The 26,872-nt window shown below is 65.1% G+C and carries 12 protein-coding genes; all 12 read left to right on the top strand.

Features of this window, described 5'->3' with window-relative positions; translation table 11 throughout:
* Positions 1 to 139 precede the first annotated feature (139 nt).
* The 12 genes from polA to CWS39_RS00150 all read left to right on the top strand — a co-directional run bounded on the left by polA (position 140) and on the right by CWS39_RS00150 (position 26,613).
* Positions 140 to 2,800, top strand: coding sequence for a DNA polymerase I (polA, locus tag CWS39_RS00205; RefSeq protein ID WP_199177906.1), 2,661 nt, complete (start codon positions 140 to 142; stop codon positions 2,798 to 2,800).
* A gap of 108 nt (positions 2,801 to 2,908) precedes the next feature.
* Positions 2,909 to 7,090: a BREX system serine/threonine kinase PglW gene (gene pglW / locus CWS39_RS00200; protein ID WP_102140895.1), complete on the top strand. Its 4,182-nt coding sequence runs from the start codon at positions 2,909 to 2,911 to the stop codon at positions 7,088 to 7,090.
* Between the two features lie 64 nt (positions 7,091 to 7,154).
* Positions 7,155 to 7,622, top strand: a complete 468-nt coding sequence (locus tag CWS39_RS00195; RefSeq protein WP_102140894.1) for a hypothetical protein — start codon at positions 7,155 to 7,157, stop codon at positions 7,620 to 7,622.
* Positions 7,619 to 7,972 carry a hypothetical protein gene (locus CWS39_RS00190; RefSeq protein WP_102140893.1) on the top strand — a complete coding sequence of 118 codons (354 nt, stop codon included), beginning with the start codon at positions 7,619 to 7,621 and terminating at the stop codon, positions 7,970 to 7,972. Before CWS39_RS00195 ends, CWS39_RS00190 begins: the two co-directional genes overlap by 4 nt.
* Before the next feature lie 196 nt (positions 7,973 to 8,168).
* Positions 8,169 to 11,570 (top strand): serine/threonine-protein kinase, encoded by a 3,402-nt coding sequence (locus CWS39_RS00185; RefSeq protein ID WP_102140892.1) that lies wholly within the window; start codon positions 8,169 to 8,171, stop codon positions 11,568 to 11,570.
* Between the two features lie 10 nt (positions 11,571 to 11,580).
* Positions 11,581 to 12,897, top strand: coding sequence for a phospholipase D-like domain-containing protein (locus tag CWS39_RS00180; protein ID WP_158240310.1), 1,317 nt, complete (start codon positions 11,581 to 11,583; stop codon positions 12,895 to 12,897).
* A gap of 60 nt (positions 12,898 to 12,957) precedes the next feature.
* The gene (gene pglX / locus CWS39_RS00175; protein ID WP_102140890.1) at positions 12,958 to 16,503 is read left to right on the top strand and encodes a BREX-2 system adenine-specific DNA-methyltransferase PglX; all 3,546 of its coding nucleotides are present in this window, start codon (positions 12,958 to 12,960) and stop codon (positions 16,501 to 16,503) included.
* Positions 16,455 to 20,162: a DUF6079 family protein gene (locus tag CWS39_RS00170; protein ID WP_488801368.1), complete on the top strand. Its 3,708-nt coding sequence runs from the start codon at positions 16,455 to 16,457 to the stop codon at positions 20,160 to 20,162. The genes pglX and CWS39_RS00170 overlap by 49 nt, the downstream gene beginning before the upstream one ends.
* Positions 20,159 to 22,780 (top strand): BREX-2 system phosphatase PglZ, encoded by a 2,622-nt coding sequence (gene pglZ, locus CWS39_RS00165; protein ID WP_102141147.1) that lies wholly within the window; start codon positions 20,159 to 20,161, stop codon positions 22,778 to 22,780. The genes CWS39_RS00170 and pglZ overlap by 4 nt, the downstream gene beginning before the upstream one ends.
* Positions 22,777 to 24,051 carry a BREX system ATP-binding protein BrxD gene (gene brxD, locus CWS39_RS00160; RefSeq protein ID WP_102140889.1) on the top strand — a complete coding sequence of 425 codons (1,275 nt, stop codon included), beginning with the start codon at positions 22,777 to 22,779 and terminating at the stop codon, positions 24,049 to 24,051. Before pglZ ends, brxD begins: the two co-directional genes overlap by 4 nt.
* Complete coding sequence (locus tag CWS39_RS00155; protein ID WP_102140888.1) at positions 24,051 to 26,129, top strand: DEAD/DEAH box helicase; 2,079 nt, start codon at positions 24,051 to 24,053, stop codon at positions 26,127 to 26,129. Before brxD ends, CWS39_RS00155 begins: the two co-directional genes overlap by 1 nt.
* 91 nt (positions 26,130 to 26,220) lie before the next feature.
* Positions 26,221 to 26,613, top strand: a complete 393-nt coding sequence (locus CWS39_RS00150; RefSeq protein ID WP_102140887.1) for a hypothetical protein — start codon at positions 26,221 to 26,223, stop codon at positions 26,611 to 26,613.
* Positions 26,614 to 26,872 lie beyond the last annotated feature (259 nt).

The raw sequence follows: 26,872 nt of genomic DNA, 5'->3' as shown, positions 1-26,872 counted from the left end.
TCCGGACAACACCTGTCAAGCCCGCCCGGTGTCCTGCCCTGTTGTCACCGCGGGTGCATAGAGTAGGGCCGTGAGCCCAGCCAGCACCGCGACCGACAAGAAGACGGCGCCCGCGACAACGGACCAGAAGCCGACATTGATGCTGCTGGACGGCAATTCGCTGGCGTACCGGGCGTTCTACGCGCTGCCCGCCGAGAACTTCAAGACCCAGGGCGGGCTCACCACCAACGCGGTCTACGGGTTCACCGCGATGCTGATCAACCTGCTGCGCGATGAGCAGCCCACCCACATCGCGGCCGCGTTCGACGTCTCGCGGCAGACCTTCCGCGTCGACAAGTTCCCGGAGTACAAGGCCGGCCGGTCCAGTACGCCCGACGAATTCCGCGGCCAGATCGACATCACCAAAGAGGTGCTCGCCGCGCTCGGCATCACCGTGCTGGCGGAGCCGGGCTATGAGGCCGACGACATCATCGCCACGCTGGCCACCCAGGCCGAGGAGCAGGGCTACCGGGTGCTGGTCGTCACCGGTGACCGCGACGCGCTGCAGCTCGTCAGCGACGACGTCACGGTGCTCTACCCCCGCAAGGGCGTCAGCGAGCTCACCCGGTTCACGCCCGAAGCCGTCGTCGAGAAATACGGGCTGACACCGCAGCAGTACCCCGACTTCGCGGCGCTGCGCGGCGACCCGAGCGACAACCTGCCGGGCATCCCAGGCGTAGGGGAGAAGACCGCCACCAAATGGATTGCCGAATACGGCTCGCTACAGGCGCTCGTCGACAACGTCGACACGGTGAAGGGCAAGGTCGGTGACGCGTTGCGCGCCAACCTTTCCCACGTGGTGCTCAACCGCGAGCTCACCGACCTGGTCAAGGACGTGCCACTGGCGCAGACCCCCGACACGCTGCGGATGCAGCCGTGGGACCGCGACCAGATCCACCGGCTGTTCGATGACCTCGAGTTCCGGGTGCTCCGCGACCGGCTGTTCGAGACTCTCAGCGCCGTCGAACCCGAGGTCGAGCTGGGTTTCGACGTCCGGGGCCGCGCGCTGGAGCGCGGGGAGCTCGCCGCGTGGTTGGCCGAGCACAGCGACGGGCGCCGGTTCGGGCTGGCCGTCGTCGGCAGCCACCGCGCGTTCGACAGCGACGCCACTGCGCTGGCCATCGTGTCGGCCGACGGCGACGGCCGCTACATCGACACCGCCACCCTGGACCCCGAAGACGAGGCGGCGCTGGCGTCGTGGCTCGCCGATCCGGGCCCGCCCAAGGCGCTGCATGAAGCCAAACTGGCGATGCACGACCTGGCCGGCCGCGGCTGGACGCTCAACGGTGTCACCTCCGACACCGCGCTGGCCGCCTACCTGGTGCGCCCCGGGCAGCGCAGCTTCTCCCTCGACGACCTGTCACTTCGCTACCTGCGGCGTGAACTGCGTGCGGAAAACCCTGAGCAGCAACAGCTTTCGTTGCTCGACGACACCGACGGCACCGACGAGCAGGCGGTCCAGACCTTGATCCTGCGGGCGTGTGCGGTGCTGGATCTCGCCGACGCGCTCGACGAGGAGCTGGCGCGCATCGACTCGTCGTCGCTGCTGGGACGGATGGAACTACCGGTGCAGCGCGTGCTGGCCGACATGGAGACCGCCGGCATCGCCGTCGACCTCAACATGCTGTCCGAGCTGCAGAGCGAATTCGCCGACCAGATCCGCGACGCGGCCGAGGCGGCGTATGCGGTGATCGGCAAGCAGATCAACCTCGGCTCGCCCAAACAGCTGCAGGTGGTGCTGTTCGACGAGCTGGAGATGCCCAAGACCAAGCGCACCAAGACCGGCTACACCACCGACGCGGACGCGCTGCAGTCGCTGTTCGACAAGACCGGCCATCCGTTCCTGCAGCATCTGCTGGCGCACCGCGACGCCACCCGGCTCAAGGTCACCGTCGACGGGCTGCTCAACTCGGTGGCCTCCGACGGCCGGATCCACACCACCTTCAACCAGACGATCGCCGCGACCGGCAGGCTTTCCTCCACCGAACCGAATCTGCAGAACATCCCGATCCGCACCGAGGCCGGCCGCCGGATCCGCGACGCGTTCGTCGTCGGCGCCGGATACGACGAGCTGATGACGGCCGACTACAGCCAGATCGAAATGCGGATCATGGCCCATCTGTCCAAGGACGAGGGCCTGATCGAGGCGTTTCGCACCGGCGAGGACCTGCACTCGTTCGTCGCGTCCCGGGCGTTTTCCGTGCCGATCGACGAGGTCACCCCCGAACTGCGGCGCCGCGTCAAGGCGATGTCGTACGGCCTGGCCTACGGGTTGAGTGCGTACGGGCTGGCGGCGCAGCTGAAGATCTCCACCGAAGAGGCCAAAGTGCAGATGGAGCAGTACTTCGCGAGGTTCGGCGGGGTGCGCGACTACCTACACGAGGTCGTCGACCAGGCTCGCAAGGACGGCTACACCTCGACGGTGCTGGGCCGACGCCGCTATCTGCCCGAGCTCGACAGCAGCAACCGGCAGGTCCGCGAGGCCGCCGAACGTGCCGCGCTCAACGCGCCGATCCAGGGCAGCGCCGCCGACATCATCAAGGTCGCGATGATCAACGTCGACAAGGCGCTCAAGGACGCCGGGCTGAAGTCGCGGATGCTCCTGCAGGTGCACGACGAGCTGTTGTTCGAGATCGCGCCGGGGGAGCGGGACGCCCTCGAAAAGCTGGTCAAGGACGAGATGTGCAACGCCTACCCGCTGGACGTGCCGCTGGAGGTCAGCGTGGGCTACGGCCGCAGCTGGGACGCCGCGGCTCACTAGGAGACCCGACTCCGCAACAGGCGACTGTCAATTGCCCAAAATTGTCGGTGTCGTAGCGGATACTTCCCAGAGCAAACAGGCGCAAAGCGACGAGGAGGTGCCCAACCGGTGAAGGACGGCCGTTGGGTCCAGATCGCCGAGTCGCAATTCGCCCACGAGCAGCAGGGGCTTGACGCCATCAAGCGGATTCTCCCCGACGCTCCGCCGTTTCGCGCCTGGGCCAACTTCGAGTTCCGCGACAACCGCGGCCGCTGGCATGAGGTCGACCTGCTCGTGCTCGCCCGTGACACGCTGTATTTGATCGAGCTCAAGCATTACGCGGGCACCCTGCGGGGCAACGACCACGTCTGGATGCGCGACGGGCACCGGGCTGAGGACTCGCCGCTGCTGCTGACCCGTCGCAAGGCCCAGTACTTCGCGTCGCTGCTCAAGGACACGCTCCGGCAGAAGGCCGGCTACGACCCGGGCATCATCCCGTACGTGCAGGAATTGGTGTTCCTGCACCATCCGGAATTCAAGTGTGAGCTGCCGGAAAGCTCGAAGATCAACCTGTACGGCCTGGACGGGCGCAGCCACAAGACTGGTTTGCCCGGGATATCCGAACGCCTGCTGGCACCGGCCCGACACGAGCCGGTCAGCGAGAAGAACAGCTTGATCATCCATGGCCTGATGAAGGCGATCGGCCTGGCGCCGCGGCGCCAGCGCGAGATCGGGTCGTGGATCATCGATGAGCAGCCACTCGCCGACGGCGAGGGTTGGCAGGACTGGCCGGCCTTTCACCATGTCGACACCGAACGGCATGCCCGCATCCGCTTCTACACCATCGGTGAGGGCGCCACCAAGGCCGACAGTCACGCCCGCAAGCAGGCCGTCACCCACGAGTTCCATCTGCTGTCCCGGCTGCGTTACGACGGGCTGCAGGTTCCCGAAGACCTGGTCAACGAGCCCGAACTGGGTATCGGGCTGGTATTTCCTCAGCCCAAAGGTGATGTGCCGCTTGATCTTTGGCTGGCCGACCACAAGAACCTGTCGCTGGAAACCCAACTCGACTTGATCGGCCGGCTGGCCGACATCGTCAACTACGCCCACCGCAACCGCGTGGTGCACCGTGGACTCAACCCGCGTGCTGTGGCCATCCGCGACCGCGACGAACCGCTGCCGCAGGTCACCGACTGGGACAGCGCTGGCGTGCTGCCCGCCAACCCCGACACCGCGGTGAGCCGGCTGTCGAGCGGCTCGCTGTCGCTGATGGCGGCGGCGCCCAGCGAGATGGCCCGCCTGTTCGCCGCGCCGGAGGGGCCGCGACCGACGGATCCCGCGCGCATCGACGTCTTCGGGCTGGGTGCCCTCGCGTTCTTCGTGCTGACCGGCGGCCAGTTGCCGGCCACCGAACGCGGCGAGCTGATGGACCGGCTGCGCCGCGACCACGGCCTGGACCTGGCCGCTGAGATGCCCCAGGTCCGAACCCCGCTGCGCCAGTTGGTGCTCGACGCCACCAACCCCCGGCCTGACGAGCGCATCGCCGACGTGTCCGAGTTTCTCGACCGACTCGCCGCTGCCCGCGAGGACGTGCTCGGCAAGGCCACGGGCACCGATCCGCTGGAGGCTGGGCCGGGAACCGAACTGGCCGGACGGTTCATCTACCGCCGCAAGCTGGGCGCCGGCTCGACGGCAGTGGGCATTCTGGTCGCCGACCACCAGGTGGGCGGCGCCGAACGGGTGCTGAAGGTGGCCAAGGATGCCGACGCCGCCGACCGGCTGCGCGCCGAAGCGCAGATCCTGGGCCGCTTCGAGGACGACGACCGGATCGTCACCTTGCACGGCGTCGTCGAAGTCGGCGGGCGCACCGCGCTGCTGCTCAAGTACGCCGGCCGCACCACGCTGGCCGAGGAACTCAACAACCGCGGCCGTTTGTCGATCGACGTGCTGGAACGCTGGGGCACCGACCTGCTGACCGCGCTGGTGGCGCTGGAACGCAAGGGGGTAATGCACCGCGACATCAAACCGGCGAATCTGGGTGTCTACCAGTCGAGTTCACGTGCCGACTCGCATCTGGTGATGTTCGACTTCTCGATGGCCGGCGTCGATCCCAAGAACATCGAGGCCGGCACCCCGCCCTACCTGGACCCGTTCCTGGGCATCGGTGGACGCCGCCAGTACGACACCGCCGCCGAACGCTACGGCGCCGCGGTGGTGCTTTTCGAGATGGCGACGGGCAAAAGCCCCCAGTACGGACCCGACCCGAACATCAATCCGGCCACCGTCGACGACGACATCACGCTGGTTCAGGACATGTTCGAGCCGACCCCCGCCGCGGGGATGGTTGAATTCTTCACCACCGCGCTCTCCCGCGACGCGGCCAAACGACCCGACACCGCCGAGGACATGCTGCGCGCCTGGCGCGCCATCTTCACCACCGTCGACACCGAAACCGCGCCGCAGGAAAGCGATTCAGCCGCCGCACGGGCGGACGTGTCGACGCCACTGGCCGCCGCGGGGTTGAGCGCTCGGGCGGTGTCGGCGTTGGCCACCGCGCAAGTCGCCACCGTCGGCGAGCTGCTGGCGCTGGACTCCACCCCGCTCAACCGGCTGGTCGCCCGCGAGGCCAAGGACACGCAAAAGGAGATCAGAACCCGTTACCGCGAGTGGACGAAGCGGCTGGGCAAGCAGCGCACCGTCTCCGATCAACTCATGGGCCTCGACGACGCGGTGGGATTGTTGCTGACGGCGGTATCGGCACCGCGGGCGGCCACCACCCGCAGGCGGGCCGCCGAGCTGATCCTGGGCGTCACACCGGGGCTCGACGCCTTCGCCAGCAGCGCCGAACTGGCCGAAAAACTGGGCAAGACGACTCCACGCGGCATCCAGGTGCTCAAGGAACTGCAGGACGACTGGGCGAAGAACGCCGACGCGCGGGAATTGCTCGACGCGATCACCGAGATCGCCAAACAGGTGGTCACCGACTTCGGCGGGGTGGCCGCGGTGAGCACGCTGACCGCCGAGATCCGTGCGCGGCTGCCCCAATCCGGCGTCACCATGGCGGACTGGTCGGCACACGACCGCGCGGCCGGTGGTCTGTTGCGCGCCGCCCTGGACCGGCTCAGCGAGCACGAAACCGCATCGGGCACAAAGGAGTTCGTGCGGCGACGGCACGGTCGGCGGCTGGCGCTGCTGGCTGACGACGAGATGCTGCTCGCCGCCGCCGAAGCCGCAGGGGAACGGGCCGACAAATTGGTCAGCGCCGACGTTGCCGCCGTGGTGTCCGCGTCGACGGCGGCCAGAGAACTGCGGGCCGCGTTCTGTGACGGCTACCGCGCCGTTAGTGACGCCGCCACGCAGATCCCGGTGCCGGCGGATGCGCGGTTGGTGCGGCTGGCCGCCGCCATCTCCCGCCATGCCGCGGTGTCCGGCCGCGGCGAGTTGCACAACCGGAACATGCCGCCCGCGGCCGCGGTGCGGGTGGCGCTGACCGGGCTCGCACAGTCCGAGCGGCTGTCGCCCTCGCAGGTCCGCAGCCGCGTGACCGCCCGCTTCCCGGAGTTGGACCGGATTCCGCTGCGGCCGCACCTGGACACCCTGATCGCGCAGACCGGACTGGACCTCGAGTGGGATGGCGAGGCCTATCGCTTCCGGGTTGTCGAACCGCCCAGCGCCACCACCATGCACACCCACACACCAACCGTCGTGCCGGGGGCCGGTGACCTCGACGCCGCGGCGCTGCAACAGGCGGATCACGATGCGGTACTGCAGCGGTGCGTCGATGAACGGGGATTCATCGCGATCGGCGTGCCCATACCGCCGGATCGGCCCGGCGAACACGAGCGGGTGGCGCGTGTGCTCGCCCATGCCTACGGCGGTGAGGTGCTCGACATCACCACGCGTCTGATCACCGCGATGCGGGAACTGGCCGAGCGGCAGGGCGTGTCATGGGATCTGATTCGCAGCGCGGACGCCGCGGCGCCGGGCAGCCGTGACGCCCGCGGGCTGCGCGCGGTGATCGACCGGGTGATGCCGCAATTGGCCGACGAGTTGCGCGCGTCGGTGTTCGACGGCCCCGGCCGGGCCGAACCGCTGATCCTCACCGAGGTCTCGCCGCTGGCCCGTTACGGACATCTCGACATTCTCGCTGAGCTCAGCGACCTGTCGGCGCCGCGGCGGCGCCCGGTGTGGGTGCTGCTACCCCAACTGCGGGGACAGACCGGCGCGCTGGTGGACCGCAAGCCGATTCAGCTGGGCTCGCCCGGACAGTTCCTCGTGTGGCGGGAGGCGGCGGATGCAGTACCCGCATGACGAAGCAACCGCTCACGCACCCCCGACCTCGACACAGGCCTACTTTAGAAGTAATTTTAATGTCATGGATGAGGTGTCGTTTTCTGACTTGCAGTTGAAAGGCAAGGCAACTGTCGAGCGGTGGCTACGCAGTTCGGCGGGTCGCCCCCTGCGGGTGCGTAGGCGCGACGCCGAGGATCTGGTGCTGATCACGGCCTCGCGGGCCGCCCAGGAGCGCGAGGCGTCATCGGCGACGTCTCGGTTGTTCGTGGCGATGATGCAGCATGGCCGCGGCGCGCATGACTTGGTATCCGACGCGTTGCCGGAGGCATTTCCCTGGGTGGCGTTTTTGTCGCAGGAGGAGGTCGGCGAGTTCGTCGACGAGTTGGTGGCGACGATGCGGGCCGCGGATTCGATCGACAACCCGGTGCCGGTGGCGCAGGTGATCGAGAGCTGGCGACACACCGCGGAGGTGCTCGCCGATCCGGAGTTGGCGGCGGTCCTGGCCGCACCGAGCGACGGCGACTACGGAAGGGTGCCGGCACCTGAGTGAGTCCGAAACGGGGAGATCGCGTCGCACCGCCGGCTGTGCGGGGACAGTGGGAGGTGCGGTTCGCGACCAGCGAGGCGGTCAAGGGATGGGAATCGCTGTGCCAGCAAGCCGCCGCGAACACCGCGACTGCGTGGAACGAATTGCGCAAACGCCCGGAAAGCCCTGCGTCCACCCCGCGCCATCATCGGCTCAAGGGGCGGCTGGCCTCGGCCGCGCATGGTGGGGTGGAGATGGAGCAGTGGCAGTACGAAGTGACCGGCGGCGGAAGGATCTGGTACGTCGTCGATGTCGAGAAGCACACATTGTGGCTGCGCCACGCGGGACCTGGGCATCCTCGTGAGACTGAGTAAGGGGAAAGACGTCGCCGTGAAAGCAACCGAATATAAGGAGCGATGGACTCGCGAGTTTTCTGGCGTGGGGAGAGGCGGCCGATGCCTACTGGTGAAACAGCGCCCGCACGTGACGACATGAAGACGCTCGTCATTCTCTGTCGCTGTCGGTCCCGCCCGATACTCTCTACCCCGACGTTCAGGGCTGAGATACGGAATGGTTGAAATTGTAGGCAAGCACTACGTGCTAGTCGGCGGTGGAAGTCGTGCTGGTGGGCTCTCGACCGTGCGCAAAGCTGTCGATAATCGCGACGGTAGCTCCGTGGCGGTCAAGTTCATCGCTAGTGGATCGGATGAATTGTCGCAGAAGGTATTTGACCGCGAAATTCGCGCGCTTCGTAGTTTGAGTCACCCGAATATCGTCAAGTTCCGAGACGCTGGTACTGACGAATCCGGGACTCACTTTGTTGTCCTCGAGTGGGTAGAGCGGTGCCTGAAGGATCTCCTTGAGGAGCCACCGTGGCAGAACTGGGCCGAACTCTACAAGACTATTGCCAAGCCCGTACTGGCAGCGCTTGAGTACGCGCACTTAAATCAGTACGAACACCGTGACATTAAGCCCGGGAACATCTTAATTGACTCATCAGGGTCTCCGCTGCTTGCAGATTTTGGCATCGCGAAACTGCGGACTGACGAACTTCACAGCGACTACACGGTCCAGAACTTCCGCTCGGGAGCGTATGCACCGCCCGAGCGCGAAGCAGTTCGGCCCTATGTGCGCGACGTCTTCAGTATGGGCGTGGTGTTACTTCAATGCATGAACGCGACTCCTATCAAGGACTATTCCGATGTTCGCGTCGCACTCGAATCGGTTCGGGTGCCGGCAGATATCCGAGAGGTCCTTGAAGCATGTGTAAGTCCTGACCCAATGGAGCGCCCGCCCAACGCCGGCGTGCTCGCCCTTGAACTTGACTCGCTGGTACGTAAGGGAGCCGCGGCCAGTCAGCAACCCCGCAACCAGATCTGGCTGCAGCTGACTCGCAGTGCACAGGAACATCTCGCGGGGTCTCCACCAGATAGAGCGCGGGCCGCGACGATGATGGTCAAGGACCTCTCTGGTGAAGTGTTCGCATATTTCGGTACGGACCGTGAAACGGGCGAACTAGATAAGTCACGGGTTGTCCTGATCGGTCAGGAACGTAGGTACGTGCTGAAGCGAGACGACGAGAAGCCGGGATTCGTTGTAATCGCAGTAAGCACGCCTGAATTCGAATCCTTGGAAGCCAGCCGCAGGCACGGACTCGCACTACCGCAGATCTTCAGCTGGAGTGATCGTCACCCTGTTGACATGCAGGCTAGTGGCCAAGCACGCCATCGCTTATTCGAACTCTTGGAGGAGTTCTACTTAGAGAAAGCAGTAGCTGCTGAAGGCTCTGCCAACGAACGTAGCGACGAGCTTTTCGATCGTTGGATGCGCGTGTTGGATGCACGCGAGGAACTGGCCCGCGGTGAACATCAGCCTTTGGTGTACAAACGAGTTCGAGTTGTCGGTCGTAGGTCGATGTTCACACTTGCAGAGCCTTGTGAGGCCGATCTCGTCGGTACGGATTGGCAGGTGATGGACCGGCCCTCGGGGCGACGGTTCGGGTACGGCCAGGTCATTGATCAGGACGGGGACGAGATCACCGTGCTCACGGCGAGGCCGTTGGGATCGCTGCCCCCAACTGCAACTCTCGTGCCATACGACGCGCCGTCATCGATATCGCTTAACCGGCAACGGGATGCGGCTCTGGCCGTAAAGAACGGTACGACTCCACGACAGGATCTCCGCGGCTTGCTCGTCAACCCGGAAATAAATGCCGAGCCAGACGAAATACGACTGGACGATTGGTTTGAGGAGCTTGATCCACAAAAGCGCTTGGCAGTCGAGAAAGCAGTCGGTGGATCTGATCTGCTTGTTATCCAGGGGCCGCCGGGAACAGGCAAAACGCGATTTATCACTGAAACCGTGAAACAGGTTCTCAGGCGCCAGCCGAACGCACGCGTCTTGATTGCCTCGCAAACACATGTTGCGGTTGACCACGCAGTCGAGCGCCTCCGTGATGCTGGCGTCACTCGGTTGGTGCGGCTAGCGGGCGCCGACGATTCGGTCGTGCAGCCTGGTGTGCGAGATCTCTTACTGGATGCGCAGATACGAAGATGGGCTGAGGGAGTTCGTAGCCGGGCAGAGTCTCATGTTGCCAAGCAAGCGGTGGAGTTTGGAATCGACCCAGCCCACTTGAAGGCTGTGCTTGCCTTGGAGCAACTGGCGACGGTCGCGGCAGAGCTGGAATCAGTCGAGAACCAGATCGCCAAGACGCCAGCAACGATGTCCGAGCCTTCAGATCTGGCCACCGCAATCGAAGAAGCGAATCCCGCTGAACGCCTTCAAGCTCGATTCGACCATCTCTCTGATCGACGCGCAGAACTAGCCCGCGCGGCGCAAGAACTCCTGGCGGGCGATCTGACGATCCCTGCCGTGATCACCAGTTCGGAGGCGCGCAATGCGATCGAGCTTCTGCTAGGCGAGGATGTTGAGGCCCGAAGGCTAGTGGGTCGCTTGGAACTACAGGCCCAGTGGCTCGAACGGATAAGTGCGGAAGACAGTTTGGCCGCCATTTTTCTCGCAGGCACATCTGTTGTCGCCGGCACCTGCACAGGCTTCCTGCGGAACAGAGCAGTCGGGCAACTCGAGTTTGATCTGTGCGTCATCGACGAAGCTTCAAAGGCGACGCTTACCGAGGCACTGGTCCCGATAGCGCGTTCGAAACGATGGATCTTGGTAGGGGACACAAGACAATTGCCACCGACGGACGAAGAGCTCATGCGGCGAACGGACCTGCTGGAAGAGCACTCACTCAACTCGGATGATGTGAGGGAGACACTGTTTCAACGCCTTGTGGACCGATTGCCCGAACATTCCCAGCTCATGTTGGAAGAGCAGTACCGCATGGTGCGTCCTATCGGTGACTTGATCTCGAACTGCTTCTACGGAGGGAGGCTTCGCTCACCCAACACGCAGGGATTGGCAGGCTTCGACAGAGTCGTCGGTGCCGAAGTGGTGTGGCTCGATACCGGCGCCTTCGGCGAGAAGCGCCGAGAGCAAGGCAATCAGAGCTATGTCAATCGCGTCGAGGCGCGGACGATCGTGTCCCAGTTGCAGACCTTGGACACCGCGATAGAGAAGGGTCTCGTAAAACCCAACGCGGTTGGAAGCAAGCTGACTGTCCTGGTCGTGGCGCCATACAAGAACCAAGTCGAGGAATTGCGTCGGCGCTTAGCGCCCAAATCGTTTCGACATCTTGAAACCAGTGTGATGTCTGTCGACGCAGTCCAAGGCAGGGAATCTGACCTGGCGTTCTTTTCAGTTACCCGAAGCAACAGCCGTGGACGTCTTGGATTTCTTGGCCCTGACTATTGGCGGCGTATCAATGTCGCCCTTTCAAGAGCCCGATACGGCCTGGTCATAGTCGGTGACGCGGGCTTCGTCAAGGGAACGAATGGCGCTCTGAAATCGGTACTGGAATACATCGAGCAGCACCCTGGAGACTGCCTAGTTACACGAGTCGACGATGAGTAGGCAATTTCAGATGTTTCAGCGGCGGTTCGGGGCCGCCCGACCCGGCCTTCAGTTGATCGCTGTCGAGGATGCCGCGATCCCTGTGACCGTGATCCGCGTCGACCTACTAGCGCAGGAGCGCAAAGAACTGCCCATCACGGAGGAGTTCACGCTGAGGTTCATCAACGAAGGTGTTGACGAACCGCAGGAGATCGCGGCATACCTGGGACTGGAAACCGCGCACGTGCTCAGCGCAGCTGCAGAACAGTTGAGTGAAGGTCATGTCCGTCGAGTGGGACCGCGGGGCCAACTTGCGTTGACACCGCTCGGCTCAGACGTTGCTACGACGCTTGCGGCAACACGGCCAGTATTGCGCCAGCTCCCTATCTCATTTGACCGACTTACTTGGGAGCTTGGTGACTACCCAGAACGAGCCCTGATTGAAAAGAAAGAGGCGCAGGAAAGAGATCTGACGCTGCTACCGGCGGCGCGGAACGCGCGCATAGGCTTGGGCGACGTCAGTGCTGCAGACTTCAATCGGCTCCTCAAAAAGAGCGGCCAAGACACACTTCAAGTACTCCGAATTCATAAAGTACAGGCAACGAAACATCGATATTTACCGGTTCAACTGTTGGTCTACGGCGACGAGACCAGAAGCGAGCTTGAGCTTGCAGTCATCATCGATGATGAACTTGCGACGGAACACGGTTTCGCGCTTGAACGGGTCGGCGCGGTCGAGCGGCTCGGATTGAAGTTGGGGCCAGCCGAACCTCGGCCAGTGCTCGATGAGGAGCTAGAACGCCAACGAGCACGAGCTACCGACTTGCAGGAGGATGAAGCCCCATCCGATCCCGCGCGCGAATTAAGCGGCGGGCTCACGGCATTGGTAACCAGCGTCAGCGTTTTCGAGCACGCCGATCTCCTTGCCGAGGCCCTGGAAACCGCGCACCAGCGGCTGCTGATCATCTCGCCTTGGATTAAGAAGGCTGTCGTAACTACGGATTTCATCTCAAAGCTGGAGAAGCGACTTCGAGCGAAGGTACAGGTCACAATCGCTTACGGAATTGGAGATAGCGACGAAGGGTCTGATGAATCAGCCCTTAGACGACTGCGCAATTTGGCACAGAGATTCGAGAACTTCACCTTCGTGCGCGTTACCAACACACACGCCAAGATTCTTATCTTCGATGATCAATGGGTCAGTACAAGCTTCAACTGGCTGTCGTTCCGAGGCGATCCAGACCGGACGTACCGCATGGAGGAGGGCACACTAGTTCGGATACCCGGCAAAGTTCAGGAACAGTATGAACGTTATCTGGCCCTAATCGAGGATCAAAAGCGTGAGTGACATGCTGGCCGACCAATGTCACGCACGGCTCTCGCCGGTAACGATTGAGGAGCACCGAAAATGAGCTGGGCCACAGCGGATCTGGTGGCCGCGCTGCGCCGCCAGGTGTCGGAGCTTGAAGCCGACCTGCGGGCGCGGGTCGACAGCGACGATCACGACCTGCGCCAGCCGGGCGTGTACGAGTCGTGGAAACGGGACTACGAAGCGGCGTTCGCAGCGCAGCGGACGGCGTCGTCGTGGCAGCAATGGCGCGACGACCGGGTGACCCAGGCCGCGGTGGCGTGGGTGCTGCTGACGGTGTTCGCGCGCTACTGCGAGGACAACGCTCTGGTGACGCCCCGCTGGATCGCTGGTGCCACCAGTGACGAACGGGGCCACGCGCTGGATGCGCGACGCTCCTACTTCCAGCAGCATCCCGAGCACACCGACCGCGAATGGCTGCAGCAGACCATCGCGCACTTCGGGAAGTTCACTGCGACAAAAGGATTGGTAGACAAATATTCACCGCTGCACTTGGTCGCACCATCCGGTGACGCAGCACGGACGCTGCTGGAGTTCTGGTGGCAGCAGAGCGCGACGGGTGAGCCGCTGTATCCCTTCGTTGGCGTGGACACCCGGTTCCTCGGCGACGTGTACCAGGACCTGTCCGAGCACGCGAAGAAGACCTACGCACTGCTGCAGACCCCGGAGTTCGTCGAGGAATTCATCCTCGATCAGACGATGGAACCGGCGCTGGCCGACCGGCCGCTGGAAGGGTTCACGGTCATCGACCCGACCTGTGGGTCGGGGCATTTCCTGCTCGGCGCGTTCCGGCGCCTGCACGACCGCTGGCAGCGCCACGCGCCCGGCCGCGGCGCACGCGAACTCGTCGAGAAGGCGCTCGACGGGGTGTACGGCGTCGACATCAACCCGTTCGCGGTGGCGATCGCGCGGTTCCGGCTGCTGGTAGCGGCGCTCCACGCGGCGGGGGATAGAAGCATCGAGGAGCAGATCCGTTACACGCCGCACCTGGCCGCCGGGGACAGCCTGCTGTGGGGCGCCAAGCAGCAGTTGCTTCCAGAAGATCTGTTGGCCGGTAAGGTAATTCGTGCCGATTCGACCGAGAACGCCGATGCACTGAAGGAAATACTGCAACGCGAGCACGACGTTGTGGTCGGCAACCCGCCGTACATCACGGTGAAAGACGCGGCGCTCAACACGACATACCGGCAGCTCTACAGCCACTTGAGCCGCACATACGCGCTAACAGTTCCGTTTATGCAATTGTTCTTTTCGCTGAGTCGGCAATCCGGACAGCAACGTCCCGCCGGCTGGGTCGGTCAGATCACATCAAACTCGTTCATGAAGCGCGGGTTTGGGAAGCCTCTTGTAGAACAATTCCTTCGACGTCTAGATCTCCGTTGTGTGATCGATACTTCAGGCGCATATATTCCCGGCCACGGCACGCCCACGGTGATCATCGTCGGCCGGAACCAGCCGGCGACTAGCAGCACTGTGCGTTCGGTCCTGGGAATTCGTGGCGAGCCGGGCCGGCCGGACGAACCCGCTCTCGGACTCGTGTGGACAAGCATTGTCACTCACCTGGATCGAGTGGACTACGAAGACGAGTACATAACGGTTGAGGACTTGAGTCGATCGCTTCTGGCCGAACACCCCTGGACACTGACAGGGGGCGGCGCTGTCCGCCTCAGATCGGCTATAGAGTCGGGGTGCGCATCGACTCTCAACCAGCGCATCTCGCCACCAATCGGTAGGGCGATCCGTGCAGGATCTGATGAAGCCTTTATTCGCCGAGCGAACTTGCCGCGCTGGAAGAACGACCATCATTGTCTCCCGGTCCTGTTAGGAGAGGAAATTCGGGATTGGATTGGCAGTCGGAATCATCGCATTCTCTACCCATACATCTTTGGCTCTGACGAGTTACGCACCGATTTTCCTCCACAGGAGCTCTGGCCCCTGCGAACCCAACTGCGCGAACGACGGACATTCCAAGGAATTATGGAAGATGCCGGATTGCGTTGGTGGGAGTACATGCAGCACACATCGAGCGCCTATTCGACTGAGACGTCTATCGCTTTTAGCAACGTCGCCACTCATAATCATTACATCCTCGACCGCGGGCATTGCGTATTTACTTCCCATGCTCCGGTGATCAAGCTGCCCGCGGGCGCGACGGTCGAGGATCACGTGCGGCTGCTGGGTGTCCTTAATTCGTCGGTGGCGTGCTTCTGGCTCAAACAGAACAGCCATAACAAGGGCAATGGCGGTATCGGCGGAGGGATCGGCGACGAGGACTGGGAGCCACGGTACGAGTTCACCGGCACCACACTCAAAGACTTCCCGCTGCCTGCCGCCACACCGCTCGATCGCGCCAAACTGCTCGATGATCTTGCACAGACCCAACAACAGCAGACACCGGCGGCGTTGGCGGCCCGACAAACGCCCACCCATGCTGTGCTCGCAGCGGCGCGCTCCGAGTACGACCGACTTCGCGGGCTTATGATCGCCCACCAGGAAGAGCTCGACTGGGAGTACTACCGCATTTACGGGCTGATCGACGAGGACCTCACCTACGCGGGCGACGTCCCCGAAATCGCGCTCGGGGAACGGGCTTTCGAGATCGCCTTGGCGCGGCGCATGAGAGACGGTGAGGAGACCGCCTGGTTCAAACGACACGGGTCGACGCCGCTCACCGAGATTCCCGGCCATCTACCCGCCGACTACCGCGACCTGTTGCAGCGCCGCTTGGATGCCATCGACTCAAACCCTCACATCCGCCTCCTGGAGCGCCCGGAATACAAGCGTCGCTGGGCGATGGAGCCATGGGACAAGCAAGTTCAATCCGCACTCAAGGACTGGCTGCTGGACCGGGTCGAGAACCGCGCACTGTGGTACGACCGCGAGGGCCGGCCCACCGTGCTGTCGGTGGCGCAGCTTGCCGACATCGTCGACCGCAACGAGGAGTTCCGCCGCGTGCTGCGGCTGTGGGCCGGCGACCAGAACGTCCCCACCGGAGCCGCACTGGCGAAACTGCTTGCCGACGAGGCCGTTCCGTTCCTGGCCGCCTACCGCTACAAACCGTCCGGGCTGGACAAGCGCGCCGCCTGGGAGCACACCTGGGCACTGCAGCGCCGCGAAGACGCCGGCGAGAAAATCGACGCCCCCATCCCGGTGCCGCCGAAGTACACCAGCGCCGATTTCGCCAAGCCCTCGTACTGGTCGCACCGCGGCAAGCTCGACGTGCCCAAGGAGCGCTTCATCAGCTACCCGAACGCGGGCCGCGAATCGGACACCACCGAACTGCTCGGCTGGGCTGGCTGGGACCACGCGGACCAGGCGCTGGCGTTGGCCGCGCTGATCAGCCAGCGCATCGAGGACGGCTGGGACACCCCGCGGCTGATACCGCTGCTGGCCGGGCTGCATGAGCTTTTGCCGTGGGTTCGGCAGTGGCACAACGAGATCGACCCCGAGTACGGCGAGTCGGTGGCCGACACCATCGACGACGAGCTGACCGCCCGGCTGGCCGAACACCACCTCACCGTCACCGACCTGACCGCGTGGCGTCCCGAGCCCACGCGCAGAACACGAAGGGCCGCAACGTCATGACCACACTGCTGCGCGATGTCATCGACATTCCCGAGCGGGTGGGCAGCGACGACTACGTGCTGCGCCTGACCGACAGCACCGGCGACGACCAGCGCATCGCCGCCGCCCTCGACGAGTACGTCATCACCGACTCGCTGCGAGACAACTTCTTCGCCGCCATCGACCTGGTATCCGACGCGCTAGCCCGCAACACGTCGCGCGCCGCCTACCTCACCGGGTCGTTCGGCTCCGGCAAGAGCCACTTCATGGCCGTGCTCTACGCGCTGCTAGGCAACCACCCCGCCGTGCGGACGTCGAAGTTCCAAGACCTCACCGGACACTACGACGGGCAGCTCTCTGGCAAGAAGATCCTGCGCCTGACCTATCATCTGCTCGGCGCGAAAAGCCTTGAGCAGGCGGTGTTTCGGGGCTACGTCGAGCAGATCACCCGGCTGCACCCCGACGCGCCGCTGCCCGCGGTGCATCTGTCGGACAAGCTGCTCGCCGACGCGGAGAACATGCGCGCGCAGATGGCCGACGACGACAAATTCCTCGCCGGTCTCGGGTCCGGTTCCGGTGTCGGCGATGAGTGGGGCGGCCTCGTCGGCGGTGGCTGGGACCTGCCGCGATACCAGGCGGCCCTTGCCGCCTCACCCGAAGACCCCGAACGGCGCGACCTGGTGTCCGCGCTGGCCGGCAGCTACTTCAAATCGTTCGCCGAGACCGCCGACTACGTCGACCTCGACCGCGGCCTCGTCGTCATCTCCGAACACGCCAAATCGCTGGGCTACGACGCCGTCGTGCTGTTCCTCGACGAACTGGTGCTGTGGTTGGCGTTCTCGGTGCGCGACACCGAGTTCTTCGCCCGCGAATCGCAGAAGATCACCAAGCTCGTCGAGTCGTCGGGCCGCAACCGTGCAATCCCGTTGATCTCCTTCATCTCCCGCCAGATGGACCTGCGCAAGTGGTTCGCCGACGCGGGAGCCTCCGGCGCCGAGCAGGAGGCACTCGACCGCGCGTTCCACTACCAGCAGGGCCGCTTCCGCGAGATCGGCCTGGGCGACGACAACCTCGCCGAGGTCGCCCACGCGCGGCTGCTCGCACCCAAGGACGACGCCGCCCGCGCCGTACTCGACGAGGCGTTCGCGAACCTCACCCGCCGCGCCGAGGTGTGGGAAGTGCTGCGCGACAGCCTCAACACCGACGAGCACCACCGCGGCGCGTCGGAGGCCGAATTCCGGCTCACCTACCCGTTCTCCCCGGTGCTCGTCTCCACGCTGCGCAACCTGTCGTCGGTGATGCAACGCGAACGCACCGCGCTGAAGGTGATGCAGCGCATGCTCGTCGACCGCCGCGACACCCTCACCGTCGACGACCTCATTCCCGTCGGTGACGCCTTCGACTACATCGTCGAGGGCGGCGACCCCATCGACGCGCACGCCGCAGCGATGTTCAAATCGGCTACCGAGCTCTACCACACCCGGCTGCTGCCCTCCCTGCTGGAGAAGCATTCGGTCAGCAGGGAACAACTCGAGGACGATCCCGCTTCGGTACCGGCCGGGTTCCGCGCACACGAACGCATCGCGAAAACCCTGCTGCTGTCGGCCATCGCGCCGAGAGTCCCAGCGCTGCGCGACATCACCGCGCCGCGGCTGGCCGCGCTCAACCACGGATCCATCCGGTCCAAGCTGGCCGGCGGCGAATCCCGCGTCGTTCTCGGCGTTGTGCGCGAGTGGGCGCAGAAGGACGTCCCCGAGATCAGCGTCTCCGACGCCGCCAACCCGGTGATCCGGGTGCAGCTCGCCGACGTCGACTACCAGTCGATCCTGGAACGCATTCGCGGCGAAGATAATTCGGGTCGCCGTCGGGTGCTCGTCCGCCGCCTGGTGCACGAGGCGCTCGGCTTGTCGAGCCGGCAGGACGACCTGAGCGGCGCCGCCACCCGCACCATCGTATGGCGCGGATCGCGCCGCGAGGTCGACATCGTGTTCGGCAACGTCCGCGACCCCGGCTCGCTGCCCGAGCAGTCCTTCGACAACCGGCCGGGCACGTGGCGCGTCGTCGTCGACTACCCGTTCGACGAGGAGGGCTACACCAGCAAAGACGACATCGACCGCATCGACCGGTTGCTCACCACCGGCGACCGGCACACCGTGGTCTGGCTGCCCAGGTTCTTCACCGACGCGGCGATGGCGGACCTGGCGCTGCTGGTCAAACTGGACTGGCTGTTCACCGGCGGCGGCGAGCGCTGGAACGAATACTCCGACCATCTGTCGGCGACCGACCGGGCGCAGGCCCGCGGGATCCTGGAGAACCTGCGCAGCGGCACCATGACCAGCTTCCAGACCTTGCTCAAGCAGGCCTACGGCATCGAACCCGCCGACCCCAAACGCATCACCGCCGAGTCGCAGCAGTACGACGTGCTCACCTCGCTGTCTCGCGACTTCCAGCCCGAGATGCCACCCGCCGCCAACCTGGAGGATGCATTCCTCAAGATCGTCGACCAGGCGTTCGCGGCGACCTACCCCAACCACCCGGCGTTCGAACCCGCCGACGAGGAACTCACCGTCCGCAATTTTGAAACGGTGCGCGACTACGTCGAGCAGGCCTGCGCCCACCGCGACGGGCGAGTCCCCACGAACCCGGGCAGCGATCGCAAGGTCCTGCGCCGCATCGCCGGCCCGTTGCGCGTCGGCAAGGCAACCGAAGACCACTTCCTGTTCGGCGAGGACTCGTTCGCCTACTGGGCCGGTGAACTTGACCGCGCCGCACACCAGGCGCAGCCCCTCACCGTCGGTGTGCTGCAAGACCATATCGACACGATCACCCCCAAGTGGGGGCTGCGACCCGAAGCGCGCGATCTGGTGGTCTGCGCGTGGGCGCTGCTGCGCAAGCGGGCCTGGTTCGAGGCGGGCCTTGCGATCACCCCGCCGCCGCTGGGCCGGCTGCGGCGCGGCATCGAACTGCGCGCCGAGGAACTGCCCACCCAGCAGGCCTGGGACGACGCCCGCGCCAACGCGTCCAAACTGTTCGGCTACACCATGCCGCGCACCTATCTCACCGGCGCCAACGTCGCCGAATTCGCCACCCAGGTCCGCGCCAAGGCCTCCGACGCCGTCACCGAACTCGGTTATCTCGTCGACGAACTACAGCCCGCGCATACGCGGCTGGGTTCGACACCCGGCGCCGGCGACCGACTGACCACCGCGGTGGAGCTGCGTGAGTTCGTCGAAAAGCTCAGCACCACAACGGGAAATGTCGCCCTAATTGATGCGATGGCCACCGTCACACTTCCCGTCGCCGTCGAAACAGCGGGTCAGATCCGCAACGACGCGGCACGCGACGCCCGCGCCCTGCGCAACTTCAAATGGCCGCTGCTGGAGACATTGCGCGCCGGCGCCGATCGACCGGGGGAGGCCGGCGACAGCGCACGGGCGATCCAACGGTCGCTACAGACCGCGATCGCCGTGCCCGGCCGGTCACTGAGCGATGAGCTGGCCAGCGAGGAGAACAAGCTGGTCGCCTGGGTGGTCGAGGACAAGCCGAAGCCCCCCGCCGGCGAGGAGTCCGGTGAGGCTGCGATCAGCAGCCCGCAGGAGCTGTCCAGATTGCATTCGAAGCTGACCGAAGCATTGTCCAAACACGGCAAGACAATCCACGTGCGCTGGTGGGTGGAGTGAGCACACTGACGGCGACCGAACCCATCATCCGGGCGCGGCTGGGCAAAGCCAAAGCCAAACGGTACGCCCACGGCGTGCTCGGCCTACGCGCGAAACCCGAATGGAACGGCCGCACTTTCGATTACGAAGGTACCCCCGTCACCGTCGTAGCGTGCCCGTCGGTGTTGGCGATTTGGGAGGCGATCAACACCCGCGACGCCGACGCCTGGACGGTGGTGCTGACCGACGTCGACGACGACGATCTCAGCGACACCGTGCTGGCGCACCTGCTCGACGGCAGGCTCATCACCCCCGACCCGTGGGATGCGTTGCGCAGCAACTTCGCCGCCTCCACCATCGAACCCGCGCTGTATCGAGTCCACAACGACCGCGCCATCGCCAACGGCTTGCTGAACATCCTGTCGCCCGACGCCTACACTCCGGCGCCGGGCGGGGTGCTGACCCGAGACCACGCCATGGCCGCCGTCGCGCGCGACGTCCTGAAGATCGTCAACCGGGCCGACGTGGAGATCGATACGCTCGCGGTGCTGGAGTGGAGCCTGTCGGCGGAGGCCGTCGCCGCCCTGGACGGGCTGCGCGACCGTGGCGGGGCCGATCTCACGGCGGCGTTCTGCGGCTGGCTGGCCGGGCGCGCCGCCGCCATCGCCGCTCCGCTGACCGCGCTGCTGAGCAGCAACCAGATCAGTGAGCTGGTGCCGCTGGGCATTGTGGCGGGTTTGTTCTCGCCGGCGCCCGACGCCGATCACTCCAAGGCCCTCGGTGTTTTCCTCGGCCACTACGGGCTCGCCGCGCTGAGCGCTGAGGACCTAGACGCCTGGTACGTCAACGCCCGCGGCCTGGTGACCAACTCGCTGACGTCGCCGCACTCCGTGCTGCAGGCCGCGGCCGCCGCGGTGGATAACCTCGGGATCGGCGCGGCCGCGGCGTCATCGGAGTTGTTGAGGCACGGTCTGGAACGCCGGCTGGATGTCCTCGCCGACGCGATGACGACGGCGCTGACCCGGCCGGACACCCAGCCCAGGGTGGAAAGCGCGTGGGCCGATGTGCAGAGCCATTTCCTTTTCGGATCGGACCCGTCGTGCGCGGCGTTCGCCGGCGCCATCCGGCTGGTTCGTTGGCTGGCTCAAACACCCTCGTCCGCAACGGGACTCGTGGATGCCACTGCGCTTTATGTGCGCGAGCTGTCGTGGGTCGATACAGCGTTGGTCGCCGCGCGCAGAGGTGCCGACGGCCCGCACCTGGCCGAGGCGCTGCGCGCAGTCATCGACGCCGTCGCGGTCCGCCGAGGTCCCTACGATCGCGCGTTCGCGCAGGCGCTGGCCGACGCACCCAAACCGCCGGTGCAAACCATCGAGAATGTGGTGGCGCAGTGGGTGATACCCCTCGCCAAGAAGACACCGACGCTGCTGCTCGTTATCGACGCGCTGTCGCTGGCTGCTGCCAACGACCTCGTCGCGGCCGCGCAGGGTGACGGGTGGGTGGAGATCTCCGCCAGTGGCGACGGACACCGCGGCGCTGCGCTGGCGGTGCTGCCCACCCTGACCCAGCGCAGCCGATGCTCTCTGCTGTGTGGGGAACTACGCGAAGGCCCCGACGCCGTCGAGCGAAGCGGCTTCGTCGTACTGATCCGCGAGGCGCAACTGGAAGCCACCGGCGGTGCACCGGACCCGATCTTCCATAAGAAAGCGCTGGACGCCATCCCCGCTGGTGCCTCGCTGGCCACCGACGTCAACAACGCGATCGCTGACGTCGAACACCAACCGCTGGTCGCCGCGGTGCTCAACTACGTCGACGACACACTGCACCACACCGACCCGGGCGGCACCGACTGGACATTGACCACCATCACGCATCTGCGTGCGTTGCTGCACGCCGCGAAAAATGCCGGACGCGCAGTGGTGATCACCTCCGACCACGGCCACATCATCGAGTACGGCACCAGTGCCAAGGTCGAGCGCGCCAACACCTACGGTCAACGTGCCCACGGCGATTTCGCCAACGTCGACCACGATCGCGAGGTCGTCGTCGAAGGTCCCCGTGTGTTGACCACCGACCATAGGGTCGTGTTGGCCGTCCATCCGGACGTGCGCTATCAGGGCCGCAACGCGGGCTACCACGGCGGGGGATCACCCGCCGAAGCGCTGGTGCCGGTGGTGGTGCTGGTGGCTGGCACACTGCCCGACGGTGTGGTTCCCGTCGCGGGAGCCGAGCCCGCGTGGTGGCACGCCCCGGCCCAGCCCGTCGTCACCACCCCGGTCAAGACGAAGATGCTGCAGGAGGCCAGCCTGTTCGATGTCGCGGCGCCGTCGAGTGCGCTGCCCGACAAAGTGTTGCGCAGCAAGGTGTTCAGCGAGCAACTGAAGCTCGCCAAGCGAACCGTCGTGCAGCAGCACCAAATCCGCGACCTACTGGCCGCGCTGCTCGCCACCAGCGCGCACGAGATCACGCTGGCGCAGGCGGCCCTTGTCCTCGGCGTGGCCACGGCCAGCGTCAACGGTGCGCTGATGCAGACCAAACGAGTGCTCGACGTCGAAGGCTATGAGGTGTTGCGGGTCAGCCGGGGTGTCGTGCGCCTCGACGTCGATGCGCTCAAGGAACAGTTCGGAGTGTCGGAGTGAGCGTGTCGGCGCGGCGCCGCCGCGAGATCCTCGACGCACTGCGACGCGGCACCGTGCCGTCCAACGGGCTCGACCAGTTGGCCGTGGGGCTGGGGCGATTCGAAGCCGAACTCGACGCCTCCCTCGATGCCGTCGCGGCCGGAGGCGCGATGTTCAAGGCGGTGCGCGGCGAATACGGCTCCGGTAAGACGTTTTTCGCGCGCTGGCTGGCGGACCGGGCGATGAAGAAGGGGTTCGCCGTCGCCGAGGTCCAGATCAACGAGATCGACACGCCACTGCACAAATTGGAGACGGTGTACCGGCGCAGCATCGAATCTCTGCGTACCGCGACGATTCCGCCGAGCGCATTGCGGCCGGTGCTGGACGCGTGGCTGTTCACCATCGACGACGACGCCCGCCAGCAGGGCGTGGACGCGGACACTCTGCTGGAACGCCGGCTCACCGACGTCGCCGCGCGGGCACCGGTGTTTCCGCTGGCGATCCGCGCCTACCGGCGGATGGTCGCCGAGGGAGACCACGACGGCGCCGATGGACTGGTCGCGTGGCTGGGCGGGCAGCCGCATGTGGCCGCGACGGTCAAACGCCGTGCCGGTATCAAGGGCGATCTCGATCACTTTCTCGCGCTGGGCTTCCTGCGCGGGCTGTTGGCTGTTCTGGCCGACGCCGGCCACCCCGGGCTGCTCTTGGTGCTTGACGAGGTGGAGACACTGCAACGCATCCGCAGTGATGCACGAGCCAAGGCGCTCAACGCGTTACGCCAACTCGTTGACGAGGTCCACGACGGCCATTTCCCGGGCCTGTTCCTGCTGATCACCGGGACGCCGGCGTTCTTCGAGGGCCGTCAGGGCATACCGTTGCTGCCGCCGCTGGCTGACCGACTGCACACCGAGTTCGCGAAGGACCCCCGGTTCGACAACCCGCGGGCCCCGCAACTGCGCCTCACCGGATTCGACCAGCCGCGCCTGATCGAACTGGGCACCCGCGTCCGCACCCTGTACGTCGCGGGTGTACCTGACCCCGACCGGGTGACCTCGGTGGCCGACGACACCTTCCTGCAACAGTTTTCGGCCGCGGTGGCGGGTGAGCTCGGGGGGAGGGTGGGCATCGCGCCACGGCTGTTCTTGCGCAAACTCGTCGACGTTCTGGACAAGATCGAACAGTTCCCGGACTTCGATCCGTATCGGGATTACGAAGTGCGCATCGCCGAAAATGAACTGTCCACCGCCGAACGCGCAGCGCTGACCGCCGACGACGTTGTGCTCGATCTGTGATGGATGCGTTCGATCGACTGCATCCCGGGCTGCAATACCATCTGGCAAACACGTTGCGGTGGAACAGTCTTCGTCTCACGCAGGCGCAAGCTGTGGCGCCCATCCTGGAGGGTTGCGACACCCTGGTCCTGGCGCCCACCGCCGGCGGTAAGACCGAAGCTGCGGTGTTCCCGCTGCTGTCGCGGATGGCGAGCGAGGACTGGCAAGGACTGTCTATGCTGTACGTGTGTCCGCTGCGGGCGCTGCTCAACAATTTGCAGCCCCGCATCGACGGCTACGCGAAATGGCTGGGCCGGTCGGCGGCCGTCTGGCACGGTGACGTTGGCCAGAGTCAACGGCAGCGGATCCTCTCCGAGCGCCCCGACGTGCTGCTGACCACACCGGAGTCGATCGAATCCATACTGGTGTCGACCAAAGTCGACCCGCGCGTGCTGTTTTCGGGGTTACGGGCGGTGGTCGTCGACGAGATTCACGCGTTCGCCGGCGACGACCGGGGCTGGCATTTGCTCGCGGTGCTGGAGCGGGTATCGCGCCTGGCCGGCCGAGAATTGCAGCGGGTAGGGCTGTCGGCCACCGTCGGGAATCCCGCTGAACTAGTGACGTGGCTGCAGGGCAGCTTCGTCGCACGCGCGTCGTCGGTGGTGGCGCCTGCCGGTGCATCAACTGCCGACTCCGAGGTCACCGTGGATTACGTCGCGTCGCTGGGCAATGCCGCCAAGGTGATCGCTTCACTGCACGCCGGAGAGAAGCGACTGGTGTTCGTCGACAGCAGACGCCGGGCCGAGGAACTCGGGGTCGCGTTGCGGGAATTCGGCGTCTCGACCTTTGTGTCCCACTCGTCGCTTTCGGCGGCCGAACGACGGCGCTCCGAAGCGGCGTTCGCCGAGACACGCGACACCGTCATCGTCGCCACCTCAACCCTCGAACTCGGCATCGATGTAGGCGATCTCGACCGTGTCATCCAGATCGGCTCCACGCGAACGGTCGCGTCGTTCCTGCAACGGTTGGGCCGCACCGGCCGTCGCGCGGACACCGTCCGCAATTGTCTGTTTCTGTGCGTTGACGACGACAGTGTGCTGCTGGCCGCAGGGATGCTGCACCGGTGGTCGCACGGCTGGGTCGAGCCGATCACTCCGCCGCCTGCGCCGCGGCACATCGCGGCGCAACAATTGATGGCATTGTGCCTGCAGGAACACCGGATCAGTGCGGGGGAGTGGGCGTCGTGGTGGGGTGGCCTGCCGGTGTTCGATGCCGGTTCGGCGATTCTGGATCACCTTGTCGCTGAAGGATTCTTCGAGCGCGACGGGCCGTTCTTGCACATCGGCCCCGAGGCCGAGAGGAAATTCGGCCGTCGCTACTTCTCCGACCTGACTGCGGTGTTCACCGCGCCCCCGGAATTCCTCGTCCTCGCCGGACGCGTGGAAGTTGGAACCATCGGCACGGAGTTGCTCACCGACGAAGTCGACGGGCCGCGAGTGCTGCTGCTGGGCGGCAGGTCGTGGCGAGTCACCCATGTCGATTGGGACCGTAGGAGATGTTTCGTCGAACCCGAGGACGGAGGTGGGCGGGCCAAGTGGTCGGGGTCCGGCGGAGGGCTGTCGTACGACATCGCCCGCGGCATGCGGGCGGTGCTGCTGGGGGCGCTACCTGCGGGAGTGGCATTCACCGGGCGAGCATCGGCGAAGCTTGCAGAGATCCGAGAGGCGAACGGCGACAACGTATCTGCCGACGCGTTGATCGTGCGGCTGCCTCGCGACTCGGCCGGCAGGTGGTGGACGTGGGCGGGGACTGCGGCCAACCGGACGCTGCAGGCGTCATTGCCGTCGATCGTCGATCCCCGGCAGCGGATCGACGAGAAGTCGCTGCGGCTGCTACCGGGCGTCACGGCCGCCGAGTTCTCCGCCGCGCTGGATGCCGTCGAGTGGCAGGAGCCCGCGGTCGACGCGAACGCGCTTCGGGGGCTGAAGTTTTCGTCGGCCCTGCCGCCCGAGTTGGCTCGGGCCACGCTATCCGCGCGCATCGGCGACCAAGCGCGGGCGGCCGAGGTGCTCGGTGATTACCGCATTTTCGTCCGGTAGCTGTGACGTAATCATTGATGCGTCAGAGGTGCCGAGGGCAAGTACCAACCCCATGGTTGCCAGCGCTCACCGTGAGAGAATGTGAGTTGATATGACCGTACTCCACGTCGAACTCGTCCCTGAGTTCGATTTCGGCGATGACGTGGTGTTGTTGGCCATGGACACCGCCGGGGTGGAGGCGTTCCTGACGCCACTGCGTCAAGCAGAGCAGCACGGGTTGTCGCGAATGGACCACGGCGGCATTACTCACGAATTCTCCATAGAGCCTGGCGCCGCCGATATCGAGCTGCACGACGATCGCGTTGTGTGGCGGTTTGATCAAGCCAAGGCGGCGAAAATCATCGAGATGTTGACAGGGATGAGTCAGAGCAGCGGTGCAGGCCATTACTACGTCGACATCTCCGAGCCGGCACGGACCCTTGTTATTTCACACAACGAGTGGACTAGCCAGAGTTTTCCTCTTGCGAGGTTCCGCGAGCTGTGAGGACGGTGTTGACGAAGGCGTAGTGGATGGCGTCGCTGAGTCGGGCGATGTCGTCGTGTAGGCGTGCGAGGCAACCGGATTCGACGAATACTCTGAGGTGCTGCAAGGTGCGGGCCGCTGGACTCAGTACGTCGGGTACGTCGGGGGCGTGACTTGTCAGTCCTGCGTGTCACCATGCCGTTCGTGAGTGACCTCAATCCGAAGGTGCCGGAGTTCCCACGGCCCGAAAATGTCGTGATTACCGACGATGCGTGGGCGC

It is taken from the genome of Mycobacterium hubeiense (assembly GCF_002838065.1).
Taxonomy (GTDB): Bacteria; Actinomycetota; Actinomycetes; order Mycobacteriales; family Mycobacteriaceae; genus Mycobacterium; species Mycobacterium hubeiense.
Note: the sequence above shows the minus strand (reverse complement) of the source record. Positions and strands in the feature narration are given on the sequence as shown.

What these genes read in the sequence shown, in the direction of transcription:
- CWS39_RS00155 (WP_102140888.1), top strand. Translation starts at nt 24,051, where the DNA reads ATGGATGCGTTCGATCGACTGCATCCCGGGCTGCAATACCATCTGGCA.
- CWS39_RS00185 (WP_102140892.1), top strand. Translation starts at nt 8,169, where the DNA reads ATGGTTGAAATTGTAGGCAAGCACTACGTGCTAGTCGGCGGTGGAAGT.
- polA (WP_199177906.1), top strand. Translation starts at nt 140, where the DNA reads ATGCTGCTGGACGGCAATTCGCTGGCGTACCGGGCGTTCTACGCGCTG.
- CWS39_RS00195 (WP_102140894.1), top strand. Translation starts at nt 7,155, where the DNA reads ATGGATGAGGTGTCGTTTTCTGACTTGCAGTTGAAAGGCAAGGCAACT.
- CWS39_RS00180 (WP_158240310.1), top strand. Translation starts at nt 11,581, where the DNA reads ATGTTTCAGCGGCGGTTCGGGGCCGCCCGACCCGGCCTTCAGTTGATC.
- pglX (WP_102140890.1), top strand. Translation starts at nt 12,958, where the DNA reads ATGAGCTGGGCCACAGCGGATCTGGTGGCCGCGCTGCGCCGCCAGGTG.
- CWS39_RS00150 (WP_102140887.1), top strand. Translation starts at nt 26,221, where the DNA reads ATGACCGTACTCCACGTCGAACTCGTCCCTGAGTTCGATTTCGGCGAT.